Origin of the sequence: uncultured Pontibacter sp., assembly GCF_947499215.1 — a bacterium.
In the GTDB taxonomy this organism is placed as follows: Bacteria; Bacteroidota; Bacteroidia; order Cytophagales; family Hymenobacteraceae; genus Pontibacter.
In genome coordinates this window covers 1,609,276-1,629,514 of sequence record NZ_CANMNI010000001.1, presented here as the reverse complement: position 1 = coordinate 1,629,514, position 20,239 = coordinate 1,609,276, and the positions used below count along the sequence as shown (strand labels likewise).

15 protein-coding genes are annotated in these 20,239 nt (G+C 49.5%); 8 read left to right on the top strand and 7 right to left on the bottom strand.

What is annotated here, in order from left to right:
* Positions 1-135 precede the first annotated feature (135 nt).
* The 7 genes from Q1A04_RS07165 to Q1A04_RS07135 all read right to left on the bottom strand — a co-directional run bounded on the left by Q1A04_RS07165 (position 136) and on the right by Q1A04_RS07135 (position 6,839).
* On the bottom strand, positions 136-582 hold the full coding sequence (locus Q1A04_RS07165; RefSeq protein ID WP_299703156.1) for a hypothetical protein: 447 nt from the start codon (positions 580-582) through the stop codon (positions 136-138).
* 65 nt (positions 583-647) lie between these two features.
* Complete coding sequence (locus Q1A04_RS07160; protein ID WP_299703153.1) at positions 648-1,292, bottom strand: hypothetical protein; 645 nt, start codon at positions 1,290-1,292, stop codon at positions 648-650.
* Positions 1,293-1,393: 101 nt separating this feature from the next.
* The gene (locus tag Q1A04_RS07155) at positions 1,394-1,807 is read right to left on the bottom strand and encodes a hypothetical protein (RefSeq protein ID WP_299703150.1); all 414 of its coding nucleotides are present in this window, start codon (positions 1,805-1,807) and stop codon (positions 1,394-1,396) included.
* A gap of 137 nt (positions 1,808-1,944) precedes the next feature.
* Entirely contained in the window at positions 1,945-2,118 is a 174-nt protein-coding gene (locus Q1A04_RS07150) for a hypothetical protein (protein WP_299703147.1), read from the bottom strand.
* 136 nt (positions 2,119-2,254) lie between these two features.
* Entirely contained in the window at positions 2,255-3,931 is a 1,677-nt protein-coding gene (locus tag Q1A04_RS07145; protein WP_299703144.1) for a right-handed parallel beta-helix repeat-containing protein, read from the bottom strand.
* Between the two features lie 37 nt (positions 3,932-3,968).
* Positions 3,969-5,834 carry a pyruvate kinase gene (locus Q1A04_RS07140; RefSeq protein ID WP_299703142.1) on the bottom strand — a complete coding sequence of 622 codons (1,866 nt, stop codon included), beginning with the start codon at positions 5,832-5,834 and terminating at the stop codon, positions 3,969-3,971.
* A 63-nt stretch (positions 5,835-5,897) separates the two neighbouring features.
* On the bottom strand, positions 5,898-6,839 hold the full coding sequence (locus Q1A04_RS07135) for a polysaccharide deacetylase family protein (RefSeq protein ID WP_299703139.1): 942 nt from the start codon (positions 6,837-6,839) through the stop codon (positions 5,898-5,900).
* Positions 6,840-7,186: 347 nt separating this feature from the next.
* On the opposite strand from Q1A04_RS07135, the gene Q1A04_RS07130 reads away from it, so the two are divergent.
* From Q1A04_RS07130 to Q1A04_RS07095, 8 genes are all read left to right on the top strand, one after another.
* Entirely contained in the window at positions 7,187-8,836 is a 1,650-nt protein-coding gene (locus Q1A04_RS07130; protein ID WP_299703136.1) for a glycerol-3-phosphate dehydrogenase/oxidase, read from the top strand.
* Positions 8,837-8,980: 144 nt separating this feature from the next.
* Entirely contained in the window at positions 8,981-10,465 is a 1,485-nt protein-coding gene (glpK, locus tag Q1A04_RS07125) for a glycerol kinase GlpK (protein ID WP_299703132.1), read from the top strand.
* A gap of 44 nt (positions 10,466-10,509) precedes the next feature.
* Positions 10,510-11,244 (top strand): MIP/aquaporin family protein, encoded by a 735-nt coding sequence (locus Q1A04_RS07120; RefSeq protein WP_299703129.1) that lies wholly within the window; start codon positions 10,510-10,512, stop codon positions 11,242-11,244.
* 103 nt (positions 11,245-11,347) lie between these two features.
* Complete coding sequence (gene glpT / locus Q1A04_RS07115; protein WP_299703127.1) at positions 11,348-12,676, top strand: glycerol-3-phosphate transporter; 1,329 nt, start codon at positions 11,348-11,350, stop codon at positions 12,674-12,676.
* A gap of 38 nt (positions 12,677-12,714) precedes the next feature.
* Positions 12,715-15,966 (top strand): SusC/RagA family TonB-linked outer membrane protein, encoded by a 3,252-nt coding sequence (locus Q1A04_RS07110; protein WP_299703124.1) that lies wholly within the window; start codon positions 12,715-12,717, stop codon positions 15,964-15,966.
* Positions 15,967-15,990: 24 nt separating this feature from the next.
* Positions 15,991-17,442 (top strand): SusD/RagB family nutrient-binding outer membrane lipoprotein, encoded by a 1,452-nt coding sequence (locus Q1A04_RS07105; protein WP_299703121.1) that lies wholly within the window; start codon positions 15,991-15,993, stop codon positions 17,440-17,442.
* A gap of 42 nt (positions 17,443-17,484) precedes the next feature.
* On the top strand, positions 17,485-18,759 hold the full coding sequence (locus Q1A04_RS07100) for a DUF5689 domain-containing protein (protein WP_299703118.1): 1,275 nt from the start codon (positions 17,485-17,487) through the stop codon (positions 18,757-18,759).
* Positions 18,760-18,843: 84 nt separating this feature from the next.
* A complete protein-coding gene (locus tag Q1A04_RS07095; protein WP_299703115.1) occupies positions 18,844-20,232 on the top strand; it encodes a Gfo/Idh/MocA family oxidoreductase in 1,389 nt (462 codons plus the stop codon).
* Positions 20,233-20,239 lie beyond the last annotated feature (7 nt).

Here is a 20,239-nt window from a genome sequence, read left to right as displayed (position 1 = left end):
GGGAGAATTTTTGTGTTAACTGCAACGACTGCTTGAAGTGCAGGCAATGTTTTGTTTTACGGTATAACTGGTATTTTAACGAATTAAGCTAAACGGACTAGAATTTACGGTAGAGTAGCTTTCATAAAGTTGTAGTTAGCTGCCGAGTTTCTTTAATTGATAATTGTAAAAATTTCTCGCTTCTTCTTTCGAGTTCTCATTGATATTATTTGTAATACTTATCTGATGGAGGAGTTCAATGTTTTTATTTTTCTCTTTTGGGTCTGATAAAGAGTTGATTATTCTATTTAACATCAACACACTCAAAGCAGTTGGCTTTCTTTTAAGAGATAAATACAATTGCTCTTCATACTGCCCTTCGAAAGTCTCTAAAGTATGGACAATTGTTCCAGGAGCCCCAAAGTCAGCGTCGGGATAGTTTTCCAACAATTCAAATAGTGCAGGTATCACTAAATAGGAATCCTCGTTCTCGAATAGGTCTTGCAAGGTGTTGTCAAGAAGAAATTCATTACTTTCAGGCGCCTTTTCATCAACAGGTACAAACCTCTTCAACTCTTTTATTATTTCTACTGTCTTCTTCATTTTGTTGGCAACTTACTATGCGTGGCTATTGTACAGGTTTGGATAGGCAAACATTTCAAAGACATCTATTCTACACTCACACTAAACTTGTCTTGGGTGCCATACTTCTGGGGCTTGCCTAAAGAAACCATCCACCTGTCATAAGTCGCTTTGGCCAGCCACTGCACCACGTAGTTATCCTTTAGTTCGCTTACAGAAGCAGCCTCCCTAGCCAAAGCTTGGGCTATCTCAAAGAACGAGCTTTGCTTGCTGTGGTGAAATATAAAAGCGGCATAAAACTTATCCATAGGCAGGCTAATCTGATTATTCCTGTAGAGTTGGTTGGCTTGCTCCAGCCTGATGCTGTCTCGCTTCGCCATATTGTCTTTGAACATCCCAAGGTATGCTCTCACAGTCATGCGGTCTTCCTGATCCGTTTTGTAAGCATAGGCCAATTTCTCGCTGACATCACCATTGCTTACAACTGCCTGCTCTAAGGGACGGAATAGACCAGCCACAACTCCTGCTAGGCATATACCTGTTATAATCAAAGGCACTCTTATCCACCTTGGGTTAAGGCTTGTGCGAAAAACCCTAACTATACCTGCCACCAGCAGAACTGCCAAGCTTATAGCAGCTATGGCAAGTAAGAGAAAACTCATCAGATTGTACGTGTAGGAGAGTATACCTACAGCTACTAAAACGATCAATGGGGCTAAGTATCTTTTCATATTGATGGGGCTAATGATTTAGGTTGGGGTAACGGTCGCGTGCTTAAGATGCCTGCAGCGCCAGCGAGGGTAACTTAAGCATTGTGTTGGCAACAGGCTTTTTACTTTTCTGGCTCAAGTCTAGCGAGTTTTTTCAGGTTGGTTTTATGTTGTTTCGAGGTATAAATTTTTGGAACCTGCATTACTATGATATCGTAACCGTTTGTCGTAAGTCTTTCTTGTTCATTGAGTACTCGGTATGAAATTACAGGGTCTATATCTTTATCCAAATAATCAAAAATGAATGTCTTAAGAAAATAGTCTTTGTAGTTGATGTCAGTTCCGGAATGTCCTGATATAAATGCAACCTTCTTGTCCTTGAAACTGAAGTCTGTCTTTTTGTTAATCAGCAAAGAGTCAAGAAGTCGGTACTCTTTAACTGTCAAATTAGACCTAACTTCTTGTCCAAACGAAATATTTTGGAATACCAAGTTTGTCAAGATGGCACAGGTTAGTAACATTAAATATCTTTTCATTCGATGTGGTCTTTGTTTTTCAACTTCTTGCCAACTACTGTGTAAACGTCACTATGACGTTTATTGCCTTATGTGCGGAGGAGGTTACACCAATTGAAGCGGACTATTATGAACAATCTGCTCTCATTGAACTTCAACTAACGACGGTGCTTGCGGATGTTATACCACGTATTAGCAATGGCCAATGCTAGGCCTGCACCTATCATAGCCCATCCGATATACTTGTTATCAAAGACGTGACCGATATTGATGACAGCACCCGCCACCGCCAGCAGTGCCGCGATTATTCCAATTAGGTTGAAGGATTTCATACTGTTAATAGGTATAAGCCAATGACAAATACTTGCCTTCAAGAAAGATACATATAATTCCCTATATATTCTTTCTCGTCTTCAATTTTTTCTTCCTCTCTAACCCTCAATCTCTCAAGCCTCTCGACTCCCAAACTCAAAACAGCTTCTTCAGCCACTGCCGCCACTTTGGTCGGGTATTGGCAATCGCACCCATATCGGATGCGGCATCTGGCTTAATGGAATTGCCGATGATATCCTGTGTAGCGGGGGTAAAAGGTGAGGGGAGGGGTACGGGTATACCTTGACCTATAAGCGGTGATTTTCTCTGAAGGTTATACCTGTCGCGTAGGGCTTGTATGTCAAGCGGGTAGCCTAGCGTGCCCGCAGTGCCGGGAGATAATAACAGCGGATTGGCGGCTATACCCGTCGGTTGGCCTTGGGCGGTTTCTTGGGCAGTGGCGGCCCGGAAATCCTGCAGGGAGGTATAGCGGTTTTCGCCCCACACAAAGGTATAGCTGCCCCCTTCGCTATACCACGCGTTGTGCTGAAAGAGCACATCGAGCGCTGCCGTGTCTGCGGCGACCACCAGCGGGGCTCCGTTGCGCGTGTAGAGGATGTTGTTGTAAAAGTGAACGTTGTGGTGTTCACCGCTTTTAAAGAACACACCCCCGCCCGATTGGGCTACGGCCTTGTCGGCAAACACTGTGTTGTTATACACCAGCAAGTCACGGTTTCCGCCGTTGTGATTTTGGTCAGCCACCCACAGCGTGATGCCTTTGTAGTCGTTTTTGTGGCCGTCGTTTTCGGAGATGTTATATCGGATGATGTTGTTGTGCATCGGCCTTGCCCACTCAAACTGCGCGATCAGGAAACCCGCCCCCTCGTTGTCGTGTGAGTAGTTGTACTGCATGACGGAGTTCGTTACGCCACCGTCCAAATCAAAACCGCCACCGTCGCAGCCAGTGCCGGCGCTCATGTTGTAGGCCTCGTTGTACTGGATGGTGATGTTGTTGGCGTCCCAAGCCCAGATGCCAACCGGTCCGCCGCAGTGCGTATTGCCCATACCTGAACTGTGCACGACGCTGTGTTCCACTGTGCCGCCATCCACATCCGACAGTACAATGCCGCTGCCGCTGTGTTTATCGGGCAGGGGCAGGCCGTATACCTGATACACATGGCAGTGGCCGACATACACGTTGCGGTGCGCATAACCTGTTTTGTTCTGGTTAAACTCTCCATACGTGTTTATGCCCTCCGAACCGATCTCATGCACGATGGCGCGCGTGATGCGCACCTCGCTAAAACCACTGTTGCCGTTCCAAGCGCCTATGGTTATCCCTGATTTCTGAAAGCCGCTCACCTCCACCTCCTCAACCACAATGCCTGAGAGCTTCACATCGCCGGGCAGGTCGTTGTAGAACAGGATGCCGTGATTGTTGTTGCTGGTATAGCCACTGCCCCTGAAATTAAGTTTGCTGACCGCTATACCTGCTACGTTGTGTGCATAAAGTCCGTAACTGGTATCTGCATCAATGATAGCCTTTTGCGCCCCGAAAGAACTGATGACAATTGGTTCTCCCATGCCAATTATATTCCCCTGATGAAAGTGCAGGCTACCTGCAAAGGTGTGGCCTCCTTCAAATAGAATCGTATCGCCGGGAATATACCTGTGGCTATTCACCTGCGCGATGCTGCGCCAAGCGGACTCAGGCGAAGTGCCTGTGTTGGTGTCGTGGCCGTTGGGGCTGATGTAGTAGGTATGGGCCAAGGTATAGGGAAGGGATAAAAGCTGAATCAGAAGGGTGAGTAGAAGCGCAATGGCCTGTTTCATATTGTTTCGGTTGGTAGCATGTATTGCAAAGCGAAAGCTATACCTGTTTCTTGCCTTCAGTGCCGGGTAGCTCCATCTCCGACACATGAAGCATGCGCAGCATGGACGTTTTTTTATGCTGGTGCTCCTGCATCCGTTTGAGGATGTTATCGAGCAGTTCGATGGCGCGCAGCACAAAAGGCCCCTTGTTGAGCATTACGCAGTCGGCCCGTTGTGACATGGCGGCATCCGTTATTTCGGCTCGCGAAGGTCTGCCTTTTTTAGAGAGCGACTCCAGTACCTGCGTTGCCCACACCACCGGTATGTGCGCCGCCTCACAGAGCCACAGGATTTCTTCCTGCACTTCGGCCAGCCGTTCCCAGCCGCACTCAACCGCTAAGTCGCCTCGGGCAATCATCACGCCGGCCGGATGATTTTTCATAACGGTAAGCAGGAGGTGGGGCAGGTTGCGAAAGCCTTCCTTGGTTTCTATTTTCAGCATAATGCCCATTTTGGGGGCCTTCAGCCGTTTTAGTTCTTCGTGCAGCGCCTCAATCATTTGCGTGTTGTTCACAAATGATAGATTGACGGCATCGGCATGCTTCACCACAAATGGCAAGTTGTTGCGGTCCTGCTGAGTGAGCCCCTCGAGTTTTAGTTTGCTTTCCGGCAGATTGATGCCTTTGTCATACAACAGGCGACTGCCGCTCTCCTTGGCCTGCGTGATCTTGATAAGCAACGCCTCTTCACTTACCTCCATGATCACGCCTTCTATTTTGCCATCATCAAACAGAATCGGCTGGCCGGTTTTGGTATGGCTGAACACCTCGGGTAAGGTGCAGGCAATGTGCGCGGGCTTCACAATGTGGCCCTCGGCATCGTAGAGCGCCGGCTCGCCGGGTATTTGCTCCCGGTTCAGTACCAAAAGGTCGTCCTTTCGGAGAATGATGGGTGCAACGCTGGCGGGTAGCTGACCCACCTGTGCAGTGCGTTCCAGTGCGCTTGCTTTTTTAATGGTCAGCTCGGTGCCGGTGCCTATATAAGACGTTTTGAACAGGTGGGCAATAACGCCTTTTTCTTTGCGCTGGATAACGGTAAAGGTACGTTTGCGGCCTCGCGTGTCTTTAAACCTAAGCCTGTCGCCTTGCTGCAGCTGTGCCAGCCAAGTCTCATCGAGCGGGAGCGTGGCGTCTACGGGCACTTCGCTGGGTGTGTCAGGTGGGGCCAGCCATACCTTGGCCGGTGAAACCAACTGACCCAGTTCATTCTGTATAGGCCGAATTGCCAGCAGGGCCGGACCCGGTTTTAAAGGACCCGTGCGGAGTTTGGGCCCCATCAGGTCCATAATTATCTTACAGCTACGTCCTGTTTCCTGTTCGGCCTTTCGGATAGACTCCACCATGGCTTCCCATACCTTCTCATCGTCGTGGGCACAGTTGATGCGGGCACAGTCCATACCCGCCAGCAGCATGCGTTTTACCAGTTCGTGATCATAGGCAAGGTCCGTGGAGAAGGTAACCATAATGCGGGTACCGCGTTTTTTTGGCGCCGGCCCGAGTAGTTCGTTGGTATGCTTGGCCAACAGTTCGCTACTTTCATTATAGGTAACCGCAAGCTGCTTTTTAATAATGGTGCACTCGAGCAGGTTGCAAAGCAGGTCATGCACCGCCTGCAAACTGGCCAACACGTGTCCCTCGGCCCGCCCCAGCGAGGAAAGGCCAAGTTGTGCCAAGTCTTCCTGCAACTGCCGAATGTCGTGCTGCCGCAGCGAAAGATAGTGCAGCAGGTTGCGGGCGCTTTTCCGAAAGGACGGGTGCACCTGTTTGATGGCCGGAGCGAATTTGGTCTCTAAGTCAAGGGCGTCTTGATGCAGTTTTTCAAGCTGCTCAATCATCTGTCTCCGATGTTTCTCGTTTGGCTGCATAGCGGTGTCGAATAATAGGCCTTCCTATCAAACTGATGTAGCCCGCCTTGGGTTGCTTCTACCTTAAAAACTGTTGACCATGGCTCTGTGCAGCGAAGGAGAACTCCAATAGCCGCTGGCAATAATCCGTCGGATAGAGTGGAGCGGGTCCTGCGGGTCGCGCTTGTCGGCCAACTGGAAGGCCCCCACCATGCCGCGCTGTTTCAGCTCAGGTATAGCCTCGGGGTTCCACAGCCCAAAAGGATAGGCGAAGTACTCGGTCGGCTTGCCCGTAATTTCAGTCAGCTGCCGCGAGGGCTTTTCGATCTGTGTCACCCAGTCCTGCTCTTGGTACTTCTTTACATTCTGATGATCCCATGTGTGCGAGCCGATCACATGCCCTCTTTCCGAAAGCTCCTTCACCTGCGCTTTGCTCATGTAGTTCGGGCGACTCAGTGACACGGTCATGATGAAAAACACGCCCTTGAAACCATACTTCTCCAGCTCCGGTGCCGCCACGGTGTACTGTCCCAGACTGGTGTCATCGAAGGTGAGCATAACCGGTTTTTCGGGAAGCGGTGCGCCTGTAGTCAAGTAGGCCATGAGTTGGTCAGGCAGCACGGTCTGATAGCCGCTATCTGCCAGCATTTTGATGTGCTCTTTGAAGCGCTCCTCCGGAATGATGTAGTCTTTGGCTTGTTTGGAGTCTTTCTCGCGCCAATCCCGCACTTGGTGGTAGCACAGAATCGGCACCTGTTTGCGGGCGATGATGGTTTCGGCATCGGCTATGGAGCTGACCACTACAGCTGTAGACTGTATCGACTCAGCAGGTATAGCCGCTTGTAAATCCAGACTGTCGGGTGCAGGCAAGGCGGTTGTGTCATTTTCTGCAGCAACAGGTACAGCGGTTTCGATAGGTGACTGCGAATCTGCTGTTTTGCCTTCTTGCAAGCACGATGAGAGTCCGGCTATTGAAGATAAGAGAGCTGCCAAAAACAGTATGCGGGATAATCGGTAAAGGTGCATGGTTTTGTACGTGTAAGCGCAATAATATTAGTGATTTTTAAGGATGAATCTTGTAAGTCGCCTCATTATTTATTACTGAGAGTTTAGGGTAAGTATATGTTGTTTTTGTTTTCAATTTGTAGTCTTTGTTTTCGGTGAGTTGTGGATTGTTTCGGATTTAGCATTGTTAGAAGCCTAAATAAGCTTCATTTTGAAGATCTGGTTTTAATATTTTGATAATAATAGACAGTTTTTGAATGTTTAAATTGCTGATAACAAAAAATATAAATGAATATTTTATTTGATTTTTAAAATATTTCGTTTTACTTCAAATCGAAATGATTCAAAATAAATAATAACTACAAGTAATGCATTCGAAAGTAGAAGAGGTGAGCCAAAAGATATTCAGCCGGGAGCAGTTTATAGAGCGGTTGGCAAACACCCATTCTGTTTGGGATTTCATAATAGTAGGTGGCGGTGCTACTGGATTAGGCGTTGCCCTTGATGCCGCCTCGCGCGGGTATAAGACGCTACTGCTGGAGCAGGCCGATTTTGCTAAGGGTACATCGAGTCGCAGTACCAAACTGGTGCACGGCGGCGTTCGCTATCTGGGACAAGGTGATATAAAACTGGTTTACGAGGCACTCTATGAGCGTGGCTTGTTATTGCAGAATGCCCCGCATTTAGTTTCGGTTCAGCCTTTCGTTATTCCAAATTACAGCTGGTGGAACAAGATGTTCTATGGCGTAGGCCTTACGATTTATGACTGGATGGCCGGTAAATACCGCTTCCAGAAAACTTCACTTATAGGTAAAACTGCAGTGCAGCAACGCTTGCCGAACATCAAGACCAATGGGTTGAAAGGCGGCGTGGTATACTATGATGGACAATTTGACGATGCCCGTCTGGCTGTGAACATCGCTCAGACATGTGCTGAGCAGGGCGGTGTGGTGCTCAACTACATGAAAGTATCCGGTTTGCTCAAAGACCAGAATGGCAAAATAGCAGGTGTAAAAGCGCGGGACTTAGAAGGTGGTTTTGAGTATGACCTGAAAGCAAAAGTGGTCATAAACGCGACGGGCGTATTTGTAAATGATATTCTTAAGATGGACGTGGCGGAGCAAAAGCCGCTTGTTCGTCCGAGCCAAGGTGTGCACGTGGTGCTGGACAGCTCATTTTTGAGAGGAAACAATGCGCTCATGATCCCTAAAACTCCAGACGGACGCGTACTGTTCGCTGTTCCTTGGCACGATCATGTGCTAGTTGGCACAACCGATACCCCGCTGCACACCAATAGTCTAGAGCCAACGGCACTCGAGGCAGAGATCGATTTTATTCTGCAGACTGCCGGTTATTATTTAGAAAGGAAACCGACTCGCAAAGATGTGCTGAGCGTATTTGCTGGTCTGCGTCCGCTGGCTGCCCCAACCAGCGAAAAAGACAGTACCAAAGAGATTTCCCGCAGTCATAAATTGATAGTGGCTCCATCAGGACTGGTAACCATTACAGGAGGCAAGTGGACGACCTATCGCAAAATGGCTGAAGACACGGTGGATAAGTCTATAAAGGTGGCAGGCTTGGCTGCCAAGGCCTGCGTAACGGCCGCAATGCCTATACATGGGGCTGGAAAAACAACTAATCTCCCGCAAGAACTCGCTTTTTACGGCAGCGATGCGGCAGGTATACAGTTGCTTCAAGCCCAACAGCCAGCACTTCGAACGTCTTTGCATCCTGATTTTCCACACACACTGGCCGAGGTGGTGTGGGCTGTTCGGCATGAGATGGCTAGAACCGTGGAAGATGTGCTGGCCAGAAGACTGCGTGTGCTCTTCTTGGATGCCAAAAGCGCTATTGAAATGGCCCCAAAGGTCGTTGCTATTATGGCTGCCGAATTAGGGCGCAGCGAAGCCTGGCGGGAAGAGCAGTTGAGTGATTTTGTGAAGCTGGCCAATCAGTATCTGCTTGAGCCTTATATGCTTAAAGTGCAAAATGTGCCTGATGCAAACCAAGTAGCCTAAATGTTTACAATGTTTTAACATGAATCTTGTGACATGGTAAGAATTAAAAACTATTTTTGGATTATAATCCATTCGGTTTCCCGATATAACACACCAGTGATGGCTTAAACTGTTTGTTTATCAGTTTTTTATACAATATCGCCTATGGCAAAATATATACTCGCTTTTGATCAGGGTACTACAAGTTCCAGAGCTATCATCTTCGATAAGCAAGGGGGGCAGGTAGCCATTGCGCAAAAAGAATTTACGCAATTTTATCCCAAGCCGGGCTGGGTAGAGCACGACGCCAACGAGATCTGGTCTACGCAGGTAGGTGTGGCGGCGGAGGCTATCCTGAAGGCGGGCTTGCAGGTCAAGGACATTGAGGCAATCGGTATAACCAACCAGCGCGAAACCACCGTGGTGTGGGACAAACTTACTGGCGAAGTCGTGTACAACGCCATTGTGTGGCAGGACCGTCGCACAGCCGACTTCTGCGACGAGCTTAAAGAACTCGGGCATGAGCCTGCCATCAGAGAGAAAACCGGCCTTGTCATAGACGCATATTTCTCCGCTACCAAAATAAGATGGATACTGGAAAACGTAGCCGGTGCCAAAGAGAAGGCAGAGGCCGGCAGACTGGCATTCGGTACGATTGACTCTTGGCTGATCTGGAAAATGACAAACGGAGAGCGCCATATAACAGATGTGACCAATGCCTCCCGCACGCTCCTTTATAATATAAACACTTTGTCGTGGGATGAGGAATTGCTGCTGTTGTTTGGTATACCTGCCAGCATGCTGCCCGAAGTAAAGTCCTCCAGCGAAATTGTGGGGGAGACCTCCAACACCCTTTTTGCCACCCGCATACCTATTGCAGGTATAGCCGGTGATCAGCAAGCCGCTCTGTTTGGGCAGATGTGCACCAAGCCAGGTATGGTAAAGAATACATATGGCACCGGTTGCTTTATGCTCATGAACATCGGCGAGCAGCCCATCCTCTCCAATCATAAACTTGTGACAACCATCGCTTGGAAAATCGGCGACCAAGTGCACTATGCTTTGGAAGGTAGTATATTCATTGCCGGTGCGGTAGTGCAATGGCTTCGCGATAGTCTGGGTATAATTTCCTCCTCTGCTGAGGTGGAGGCGCTTGCCCGTAAAGTGAAAGGCAGCGACGGGGTGTACTTGGTGCCTGCCTTTGCCGGTCTTGGCGCCCCGCACTGGAACCAGCATGCCCGCGGAACAATGGTCGGCATGACCCGCGGCACCACCTCGGCACACATTGCGAGAGCCGCTTTAGAGAGTATCGCCTACCAGACGCTGGAAGTGCTCAAAGCTATGGAGGCGGATGCTAACATGGAGATCAAGGAGTTGCGCGTGGATGGCGGTGCTACCAGTAATGATCTGCTCATGCAGTTTCAGGCCGATATTTTGGGGACGCAGGTAGTAAAGCCAGAGGTGACGGAAGTGACCGCCATTGGAGCCGCCTACTTGGCAGGGCTTGCCACAGGCTATTGGAACAGTGTGCAGGATATTCAGCAGCAGTGGACCATAAGCCAATCATTTGCTCCGGACAGAGAACTGCCGACTGATGATCTGATTAAAGGCTGGCACCGCGCAGTGGGTGCCGCCAAAGCTTGGGCATAACACAACATACACGAATTGTTAAACTTGTACTTAGTCTACATAGCATGACAGCTTTTGCGGCCGAACTTATAGGCACCATGTTTCTAATCCTGCTAGGCAATGGTGTAGTGGCCAACGTCGTCCTCAAAGGAACCAAAGGGAACAACAGTGGCTGGATTGTCATCACGACAGGCTGGGCATTGGCTGTTTTTACCGGGGTGGTAATTGCAGGCCCTTACAGCGGCGCTCATCTGAACCCGGCCGTAACGTTGGCGCTGGCGTTGGCCGGTAAATTCAGTTGGGCGCTGGTAGGGGAGTTTTTCCTCGCGCAATTGCTAGGGGCCATGTTAGGGGCTTTCTTAGTGTGGGTTCTCTACAAACCGCATTTTGACTCTACAGAGGAGCCGCTCTCGCAACTGGCCGTGTTCAGTACCGGTCCTGCCATAAAGCACCCTGTATCCAATCTGGGAAGTGAGGTGCTGGGCACGTTTGTGCTGATTTTCGTGATTTTCTATTTCACTAACCCAGAGATGGGAGACGAGAAAACCCCAATCGGAATGGGCTCTCTGGGCGCGATACCGGTCGCTTTCTTGGTATGGGGTATAGGCCTCTCGCTGGGAGGGACCACGGGGTATGCCATCAATCCCGCCCGTGATTTGGGGCCGAGGATTATCCACACGCTCATGCCGATCCGGAACAAGTGCCACAGCGATTGGGCCTATGCTTGGATTCCGGTTGCCGGGCCGTTTGTGGGAGCGGGTGTGGCTGTGCTGCTATACTTTGCATTGGGAGCACAATAGATTAAAAAGAAGACTGAAAAAGCAATAAAACGATCCTGAGCCCAAAAATCAAAGCGCAGGAGATGGAAGATTTTAACTCACCCATTTCAATTATTAGAGTGCAATGAAGATTATCTCACCAGCAAAGCACACAGATCGGTTACCGCTGGAGCGAATAGATCCGGAGTATAAGCGCCTGCGGTTTCAGGTGTTCTTAGGTATATTTATTGGCTACGCCGGTTACTACCTCGTGCGCAAAAACTTCTCGCTGGTTATGCCAGACCTGATAGCGCAAGGCTACTCTAAGGCAGACTTGGGCTTCGCGCTTTCCGGTGTTTCAATTGCCTATGGCCTGAGCAAGTTTCTGATGGGCAACGTGTCCGACAGAAGCAATGCCAGAAACTTTCTGACGATTGGTCTGGTGCTCTCCGCGTTGACGATGATTTTGATGGGAACTGTGCCGTTTGCCACCAGCTCTATTGCCATCATGTTCGTGCTGCTGTTCCTCAATGGCTGGTTCCAAGGTATGGGCTGGCCTCCTTGCGGCAGAGTGATGGTACACTGGTTCTCCACCAAAGAGCGCGGTACCAAAATGGCCATATGGAACATAGCCCACAATGTAGGAGGAGGCCTTATAGGCCCGCTTTCCATCGCCGCGATCGTGTTGTTCGGAACTTGGGAAAGCAAGCTGTACTTCCCGGGTGTGGTAGCACTTCTATCTGCTATGGTGGCCTACATGCTGATCCGTGATACCCCACAGTCCTGCGGTCTGCCGACTATCGAAGAGTATAAAAACGATTATCCTGCCGATTACTCCAACAAGCATGAAGAAGAGCTGACTGCTAAAGAGATATTTTTCACTTATGTATTCAAGAGCCGTGTGCTCTGGTACATCGCTTTTGCCAATGCTTTTGTGTACTTGGTGCGCTACGGTATACTTGACTGGGCACCGACCTTTCTGGAAGAAGCCAAAGGCTTTTCGGTGAGCGAGACAGGCTGGGCCTACTTTGCCTATGAATACGCAGGGATACCGGGTACCCTGCTCTGCGGCTGGATAAGCGATAAAGTATTTAAAGGCCGTCGTGCGCCTGCTACCATCATCTACATGATTCTGGTGTTGGTTGCCGTGATCGTCTACTGGAAAAACCCCGCCGGCAATATTCTCATCGACAATATCGCGCTCATCGCCATTGGCTTCCTGATTTATGGTCCGGTTATGCTGATCGGGGTGCAGGCGCTTGATTTGGTGCCCAAAAAAGCTGCTGGTACGGCTGCCGGTCTGACAGGCCTTTTCGGCTACATGGGAGGCGCTCTTTTTGCCAACATTGCGATGGGTTTTGTGGTGGATGATTTTGGTTGGGACGGGGGCTTCATGGTCTTAGTGGCGGCCTGTGTGCTCGCCATATTCTTCACTGCGCTTACTTGGAACAAAGAAAAACAACATATCCGCTAAGTTTAACTAATCACGAACGAGTCTAAATCAGTAGTTCAATGGAAAAACAATTACCCCATTTTCACAAGCGAAGGTATAGCCTTAGGAAAGGTATACTGCTTTGCTCCTGCCTGTTTGTAATAGGCTCCGGTTTTGTCGCTCATCCTGCGCTAGCTGCGGCCGGATCGGCCAAGTTCATGCAAGGAGAGAGAGTGCCTGTTAAAGGCAAAGTGACTGCGAAAGATGACGGCACCACACTGCCAGGTGTGACCATTTTGGCAAATGGGAAACCAGTGGGTATTACCAATGCGGAAGGGGATTTTCAGGTAAGCGTAGAAACCGGTTCTGTGCTAACGTTTCAGTACATCGGTTTTTTGGCGCAGAATGTGACCATCACGAAAAGTGAGGAAAATCTTGCAGTTAGCATGGCTAACGATAACAAGCAGTTGAGCGAAGTAGTGGTAACCGCTCTCGGTATAGAGCGTGAAGAGAAGGCGCTTGGTTATGCTGTATCGCAGGTGAAAGGCGAAGAAATTACCAATGCCATCTCCAACAACTGGACAGATGCGCTTTCTGGTAAAGTAGCAGGTCTGAACATGATCAAGTCTGGCGGCGGTCCTGCTGGTTCTAACAAGATTATACTTCGCGGTGAAAATTCATTGGACGGTAACAGCGAAGCTCTGATCGTGGTTGACGGTGTGATCATTAGCGGTAGCAGCGGCAGGATGACTGGCACAGGAAGCGGATCCTATTTGGGCGGTGACTCTCCAGTTGACTTTGGTACAGGTCTGGGCGATATCAATCCAGAAGACATTGAAAGTGTGTCGGTGCTGAAAGGGCCGGGTGCGGCAGCGCTATACGGTGCCCGCGGTGCCAACGGTGCAATCATTATCACCACCAAATCGGGTCGCCCTACGCAGAAGGGGTTGGGCGTTACAATCAACTCCAACACATCGCTGGGTACGATTTCTCGCTGGCCTGATTACCAGTACGAGTATGGTCAGGGTGCAGCCGGTCAGGACACATGGTATTCTTACAATGCCAGTGAAGACGGACCAAACACACGTAGCACCAGCTCGGCTTGGGGACCTCGCTTCGATGGCCAGATGTATTACCAGTACGATCCGGCAACGCAAACGAGAGGAGAGGAGAGAACGCCTTGGGTACCTTACAAAAACAATCGCAAGGACTTCTTTGAGACCTCCAAGACTTTTAATAACAGTGTAACCATTGAAGGTGGCAACGACCGTACCTCTGCCCGTTTGTCTTTTACAAACCTTCAGAACTCATGGATCATACCGAACACGGGCTATACCCGTAACACAGTGGCGCTTTCCCTAAACCAGAAAGTGACTGATAAGTTACAGCTGGCAACTAAAGTAAACTATACCAACAAGTATAGCGACAACCTGCCGTCTACGGGTTATAACAACCAGACTATCATGTACTTCATTAGAGGTTTGGTGCCTAACGGAGACATCAATTGGTTTAAAGACTACTGGTTGCCGGGCCAAGAGGGACTGGCGCAGACACGTCCTTTCAGTAGCTTACTCGACAACCCATACCTGCAGGCCTACGAAATGCTTAACAAGTCTAACCGCAATGGTGTGGTAGGTAACGTGTCAGCTACTTACAACTTCACCGATAACTTAAGTGTTATGTTGCGCACGGCCATGGATTTCTCTTATGAAGAGCGTTCGCAGCAGCGCCCTAAGAACACCCAGAAGTTTGCCGATGGCATGTTCCGTACACAGAGCATCTTCGCTCAAGAAGTAAACAGTGACTTCTTGGTGCGCTATAAGCAACCTTTGTCGACCAAGTTCGAGTCTGATTTCTCGGTGGGCGGTAGCCGCATGCACAACCGCTATGTTCGTGAGTCGCTGCACGCTAACAGACTGCTCTACCCGGGTATCTATAGCTTTGCCAACAGCAAGGACATTCCGGTGGCCTATCCATTCCGCAGCCAGTATGCTGTGAACAGCCTTTACGGTATGGCCCAGTTCAGCTTCGATAACTTCCTTTTCTTGGACCTGACTGCCCGAAACGACTGGACTAGTACGCTGGCCACACCAACCTCTACAAAGAATACCTCCTTCTTTTATCCGTCAGTTAACCTGAGCACGTCGCTGTCTGATATCATTCAGATGCCAGCTGCTGTTTCTTTTGCTAAACTGAGAGGTTCATGGTCGCAGGTAGGTAGCGGCGGTACCACGCCATTCCTGACAGCCTATACCTATGTGTCAGAGCCTTTCCCATCTGGTTTGTCTAACCCATCAGCTATTGCAAACGAAAACCTGCGACCACTGCTAACGACCAGTATCGAGTTTGGTGCAGATGTGCGCTTGTTCCAGAACAGACTCGGGCTGGATGTGTCAGTTTACCAAAATAATACCCGTAACCAGATCTTCGTAGTTCCTGTTGACCGTGCCACAGGTTATTCTGGGGTTGTGCTGAACTCTGGATTGGTACAGAACAGAGGACTAGAGGTGCAGGCCAATACCAAAATTCTAACTAATAAGAATGGCCTGAACTGGACCATGTTTGCCACCTATGCCACTAACCTGAACAAAGTAGTTGAACTGGCTGACAGCATTGATACCTATGTTATGTCAACAGGACCTGCTAACCGTGGCTCTGTGGAAGCCCGTCCGGGTGGCCGAATGGGGGCACTTTACGGCTTGGGCTATGAGCGCGCTCCTGATGGACAAATTGTTTACAATGAACTTGGCTACCCGATCTTAGCTCAGACTGCTCAGTATTTAGGCAATACTACGCCACTCTGGAGAGCCAGCATCGGTAATGAGTTCCGCTACAAGCAATTCCGCCTGAATGTGTTATTCGATGGTCAGTTTGGCGGTGTGGCTTATTCATTGACACATGCTGTGTTGGCTGAAGAAGGGAAGCTGACTAAAACCCTACCGGGTCGCTACAACGGTATCATCGGTAACGGTGTGATCATGAATGGCGATGGTTCTTACCGCCCGAACGACGTGATGGCCACCAACATTCAAGCCTATTACAGCGAGCACTTCAAGCGTGACAATGTGGAGGCTAACACCTTCAGCACAGACTTTATAAAGCTGCGCGAGATGCGATTTGACTATGTGCTTCCAAAAGGCCTGCTGGATAAAGTGAGATTGCAGCGTGCTTCTGTTGGTGTGTATGGTCGTGACCTCTTCATGTTCACACACTGGCCTGCATTCGATCCTGAATTTGGAACATTGGGTGATGGTGAGATTTCCGCTGGTTTTGAGATCGGACAGTTCCCTTCTACCAGAACATTCGGTCTTAACCTGACAGTTGGTATTTAAGAAATTATGTTGACACTACGCAAGATGAAAAAGATAAAATTAGCCACGCTAGCCCTGCTGGCGGCAACCAGTTTGTCCACATTTTCCTGTAAGAAGGAATTTGAGGAAATAAACACAGACCCTAACCGCACGGCGGCAGCTACTCCAGAGGCTCTGCTGGCTCCGGCCCTGCACGATATGGTCGTGCGCAACCAGAACCGTGCGCTGCGTCTTAACAACGAACTGATGCAGGTGCACGTGACCACTATTGACTCCGACGAAATTCACCGCTATGTGGTGCGCCCGAGTGAGTCGGATTATATGTGGAACAACTGGTACCTGCAGCGAACCAACTTCGTGGACATGTATAGCAGTGCAGAAGCTATAAATAATACCACTTTTATGGGTATAGCGCTTATCTGCGACGCATGGGTGACCTCCCTGATTACAGATATGTTCGGCGATGTACCTTACACAGAGGCCAATCGTGGCCGCGAAGGTATATACCAGCCACGCTTTGATGCGCAGCAGGATATCTATGTCGATTTGTTCCGCAAGTTGGAGGAAGCCAATACCTTGTTAGCCGCTAACCAAGCGCTTACAGCCGATCAGCGCAGTTTGGACCCACTCTATCAAGGCGACATCACAAAGTGGAGAAAGTTTGGCAACTCCCTATACCTGCGTTTGTTAATGCGTGTTTCAGGAAAGCCAGAGATGAACACAGCAGCGAAAATTCAGGAGATTGTGGACGTCAATAAGTCTAACTACCCAATTTTTGCCAACAACGATGAGTCTGCCATTCTGCGATTCACAACTACGCCCCCGATGGTATCGGCTTTCTATACCTTCCGAGATTTCGACTTTAACGGAAGTCACAGTTTGAGTCAGTTCTTCGTGAATAACCTGAACAGCTGGAACGACCCTCGCATTGAAAGGTGGGCTACTATCTCTGGTGGAACATATAACGGCATACCGAGCGGCTATCCGGTAGGGCAGGTTCCTGAGAGACAGTCAACGTACTTGGTGGGGCTTAAGAATGAACCGTTGCTGGGCAATATTATGAATTATGCTGAGTTGCAGTTCATCTTGGCTGAGGCGGCGCTTAAAGGTATGATTGCTAATAGCCCAGAGACTTTTTATAACAGAGGTGTAGAGAGTGCCATCACTATGTGGCAGTTGGAGGTACCAGAAGGTCATTTTGAAAATGATGAAGTTCGCTGGGAAGAGGAGGCTAGTTTTGAAAACAAGATGGATAGAATCCATGTGCAGAAATACTACACCTTGTTCTTCACAGATTTCCAGCAGTGGCATGAGTACAGAAGGACCGGTCACCCTATACTGCCAAAAGGCTCTGGCCTTCGCAATAATGGCGAAATGCCCGCGCGCTTCCTGTACCCGGTATCTGTGCAGTCGCTTAACAGAGCTAACTACACAGCGGCTGCGGCTGCCATAGGTGGAGATGATATCAATACAAAAGTGTGGTGGAACAAAAACTAATTGTGCAGATCGGCTCAATTATTAATTTTAACTAGCAAAGTCATGAAAAATACTCGTTTAGCTATACTGGGCCTACTGGCAGGTGCTCTGACCTTTACATCCTGCTTAGAGGAAAACCCCAATCCGGCCGAAGGTACGCCCAATCCTTTTGCCTCAGTTGCAGTAGTGCAAGCCATATATAAAGGCCAAGAGGTAAAGCTTGGTAAAGATAGAATGATGGGTGCCTATAAGATTGGTGGTGTTGTGATCTCTGACCATTCGGGCAATAACATGCCTGCAGGGCATGTTATTATCCAAAACACCAGCAGAGGGGACACCAGAGGAATGGTAATCAACTTAGGGGAGTCTGCCGGGGTGAACTACGCTGTTGGAGACTCCCTTGTGATAGAGGTGGAGGGCAGCATGCTGACGCGTGAGAATGGGGTGCTCCAAATAAAAGGGGTTACGCCCTCCAAAGTGCTGAAGGCGGCAGAGAACCGTACTGTTAGAACACGAGACGTTGCATTGGGTGAACTGGCAACCAACTTCGAAAAGTACGAAAACACGCTTGTGAGTGTTAATGCCGATATCACACCAACTCCGGAGCCGACCGAAACATACAGTGGCGACAAGGTGATGGACGATGGCGCAGGCAACACGATGACGCTACGCACTTCGTCTTCCGCTACGTTTGCCGGTACCAGACTACCCGCCAGTGCACAGTTCACAGGTATAGCTTTTGGATACAACGTAAGCGGCCAGCAGGCCGCACCTCACCTTAGATTACGTACTATTGCTGATGTGGCAAACGCAAGTGGTCCAATCTACGCTGGTTTCCCTGAAGACTTTGAGTCACCGGATGCATCAACAAAAGGGAGCTACAACATGGTGGCCATCGACAATAACATCGATCTTAAAACCGGAAACTGGAAGTTGTTCCAAGCGATTTTGGGCGTAACACCGGGAAGAGACAGGTTCAACCCGCCGGGTAAGCAAGCTGTCCGCATGCAGCAGAATCTGAGCGTTCCGGCTTTGGTTCAGATGAACTTCGACTTGCCTAACGGGGCTTCTAAAGTTACCATATGGTATGGCACTTACTATACCGATGCTTCCAGCTCTTGGATATTGGAATACTCTACAGATGGTGGCGAAACTTGGGAACAAACCGGGCCAGTGATTTCTGATGCCGGTCCTGTGTCTAAAAATGCGACTTTCTTGATGGATATTACAGGATCTGTGCGCTTCAGAGTTGCTAAATTAGGCTTAGGACCTACAAATGGTTCCATCGTGCAGAACGGCCGTCTGAGCATCGAAGACATCGCCATCTACCAGAACTAATCTTACTTAATTGGAGCCGCTAGGGTGTACAGCCCAGCGGCTCCTTTTTAAAACTGTCTCCTCACTCAACAAGTCTTCACCAGTATGAACCGTAGAAATCTCCTCAAATCACTGGGCTTGAGCATTGGCGCTGCTGTCATCAGCACAGAATCCTTAGCTCAACTCGCGGATAACAAATACGCTTACAAGCTTCCGGATAACCCGTTGTACCAGCCCATGGATAAGCCCGTGACGGCGATAACTATAGGAGCCGGCAGCCGAGGGACAGTGTATGGGAACTTTGCGGCGAAATTTCCGGAGCAGCTCAAGATTGTGGGGGTAGCAGAACCGAATAAGTTTAGGAACGAAAAATACGCCTCCACCCATCAGGTAGCCGATGACAACCGCTTCGAAACGTGGGAGGAGGTTTTTAAGCGACCCAAGTTTGCCGATGCCGTAATCATCTCCACACCTGATAACATGCACTATGCGCCCTGCATGAAAGCCTTGGCCATGGGCTATGACATATTGTTGGAGAAACCCATTGCTCCAACCGAAAAAGAATGCCGCGATATATTGAAGCTGGCTAAAAAGACTGGCCGCATTGTGGCCGTTTGCCATGTGCTACGCTATGCCCCCTATTTTGTGAAAATGAAAGAACTGGTTGCGGCCGGCGCCATTGGCGAGGTGATCAGCGTGCAGCACTTCGAGCCGATTGAGCATTTGCACATGGCCCACTCCTATGTACGTGGCAACTGGCACAACTCAAAAGAAACTACACCCATCATTCTGGCTAAGTCCTGCCACGATCTCGATATCATCAAATGGGTAATCAACAAACCCAGCCAGCGCATTGCGGCCATGGGCGACCTCAAGTGGTTCCGCAAAGAGAATGCGCCGGAAGGCAGTACCGCCCGTTGTACCGATGGCTGCAAAGTGGAGCGCGAGTGTCCTTACTCCGCCATCAAGCACTACCACGACAAACGCAAACGCACCTTCGTGCTCGACCTGCCGGCAGATAAAAGCCAGCACAGCGAGGTGATCATGGAGCGGCTCAAAACCACTAACTATGGTCGCTGCGTCTACCGCATGGAGAATGACCAGCCGGACCACTATGTGACCAGCATACAGTTTGCCAACAACGTAACGGCCAGCTTCTCGATGGAGGCCTTTACCTCTTATGCCCGTCGTCGCACCCGCATCATGGGCTCTATGGGCGATATGGTGGGCGACATGAATGAACTGGTCGTGACCGATTTCAGAACCGAGAAGGAACTGAAGCTGGTACCACGGGCCGAGGATGTGGACGGTTACAAAAACAGCGGACACGGCGGCGGCGACTGGTTACTAGTGCGCGATTTTGTGCAGGCTGTGTCACAGCAGAACCCAGCCCTGTTAACCTCTACCATCGACGAGTCCATCGAATCGCATATCATGGGCTTTATGGCCGAAGAAAGCCGCAAGCGCGGCAAGATCATGGAAATCAAAATGTAACCTGCGG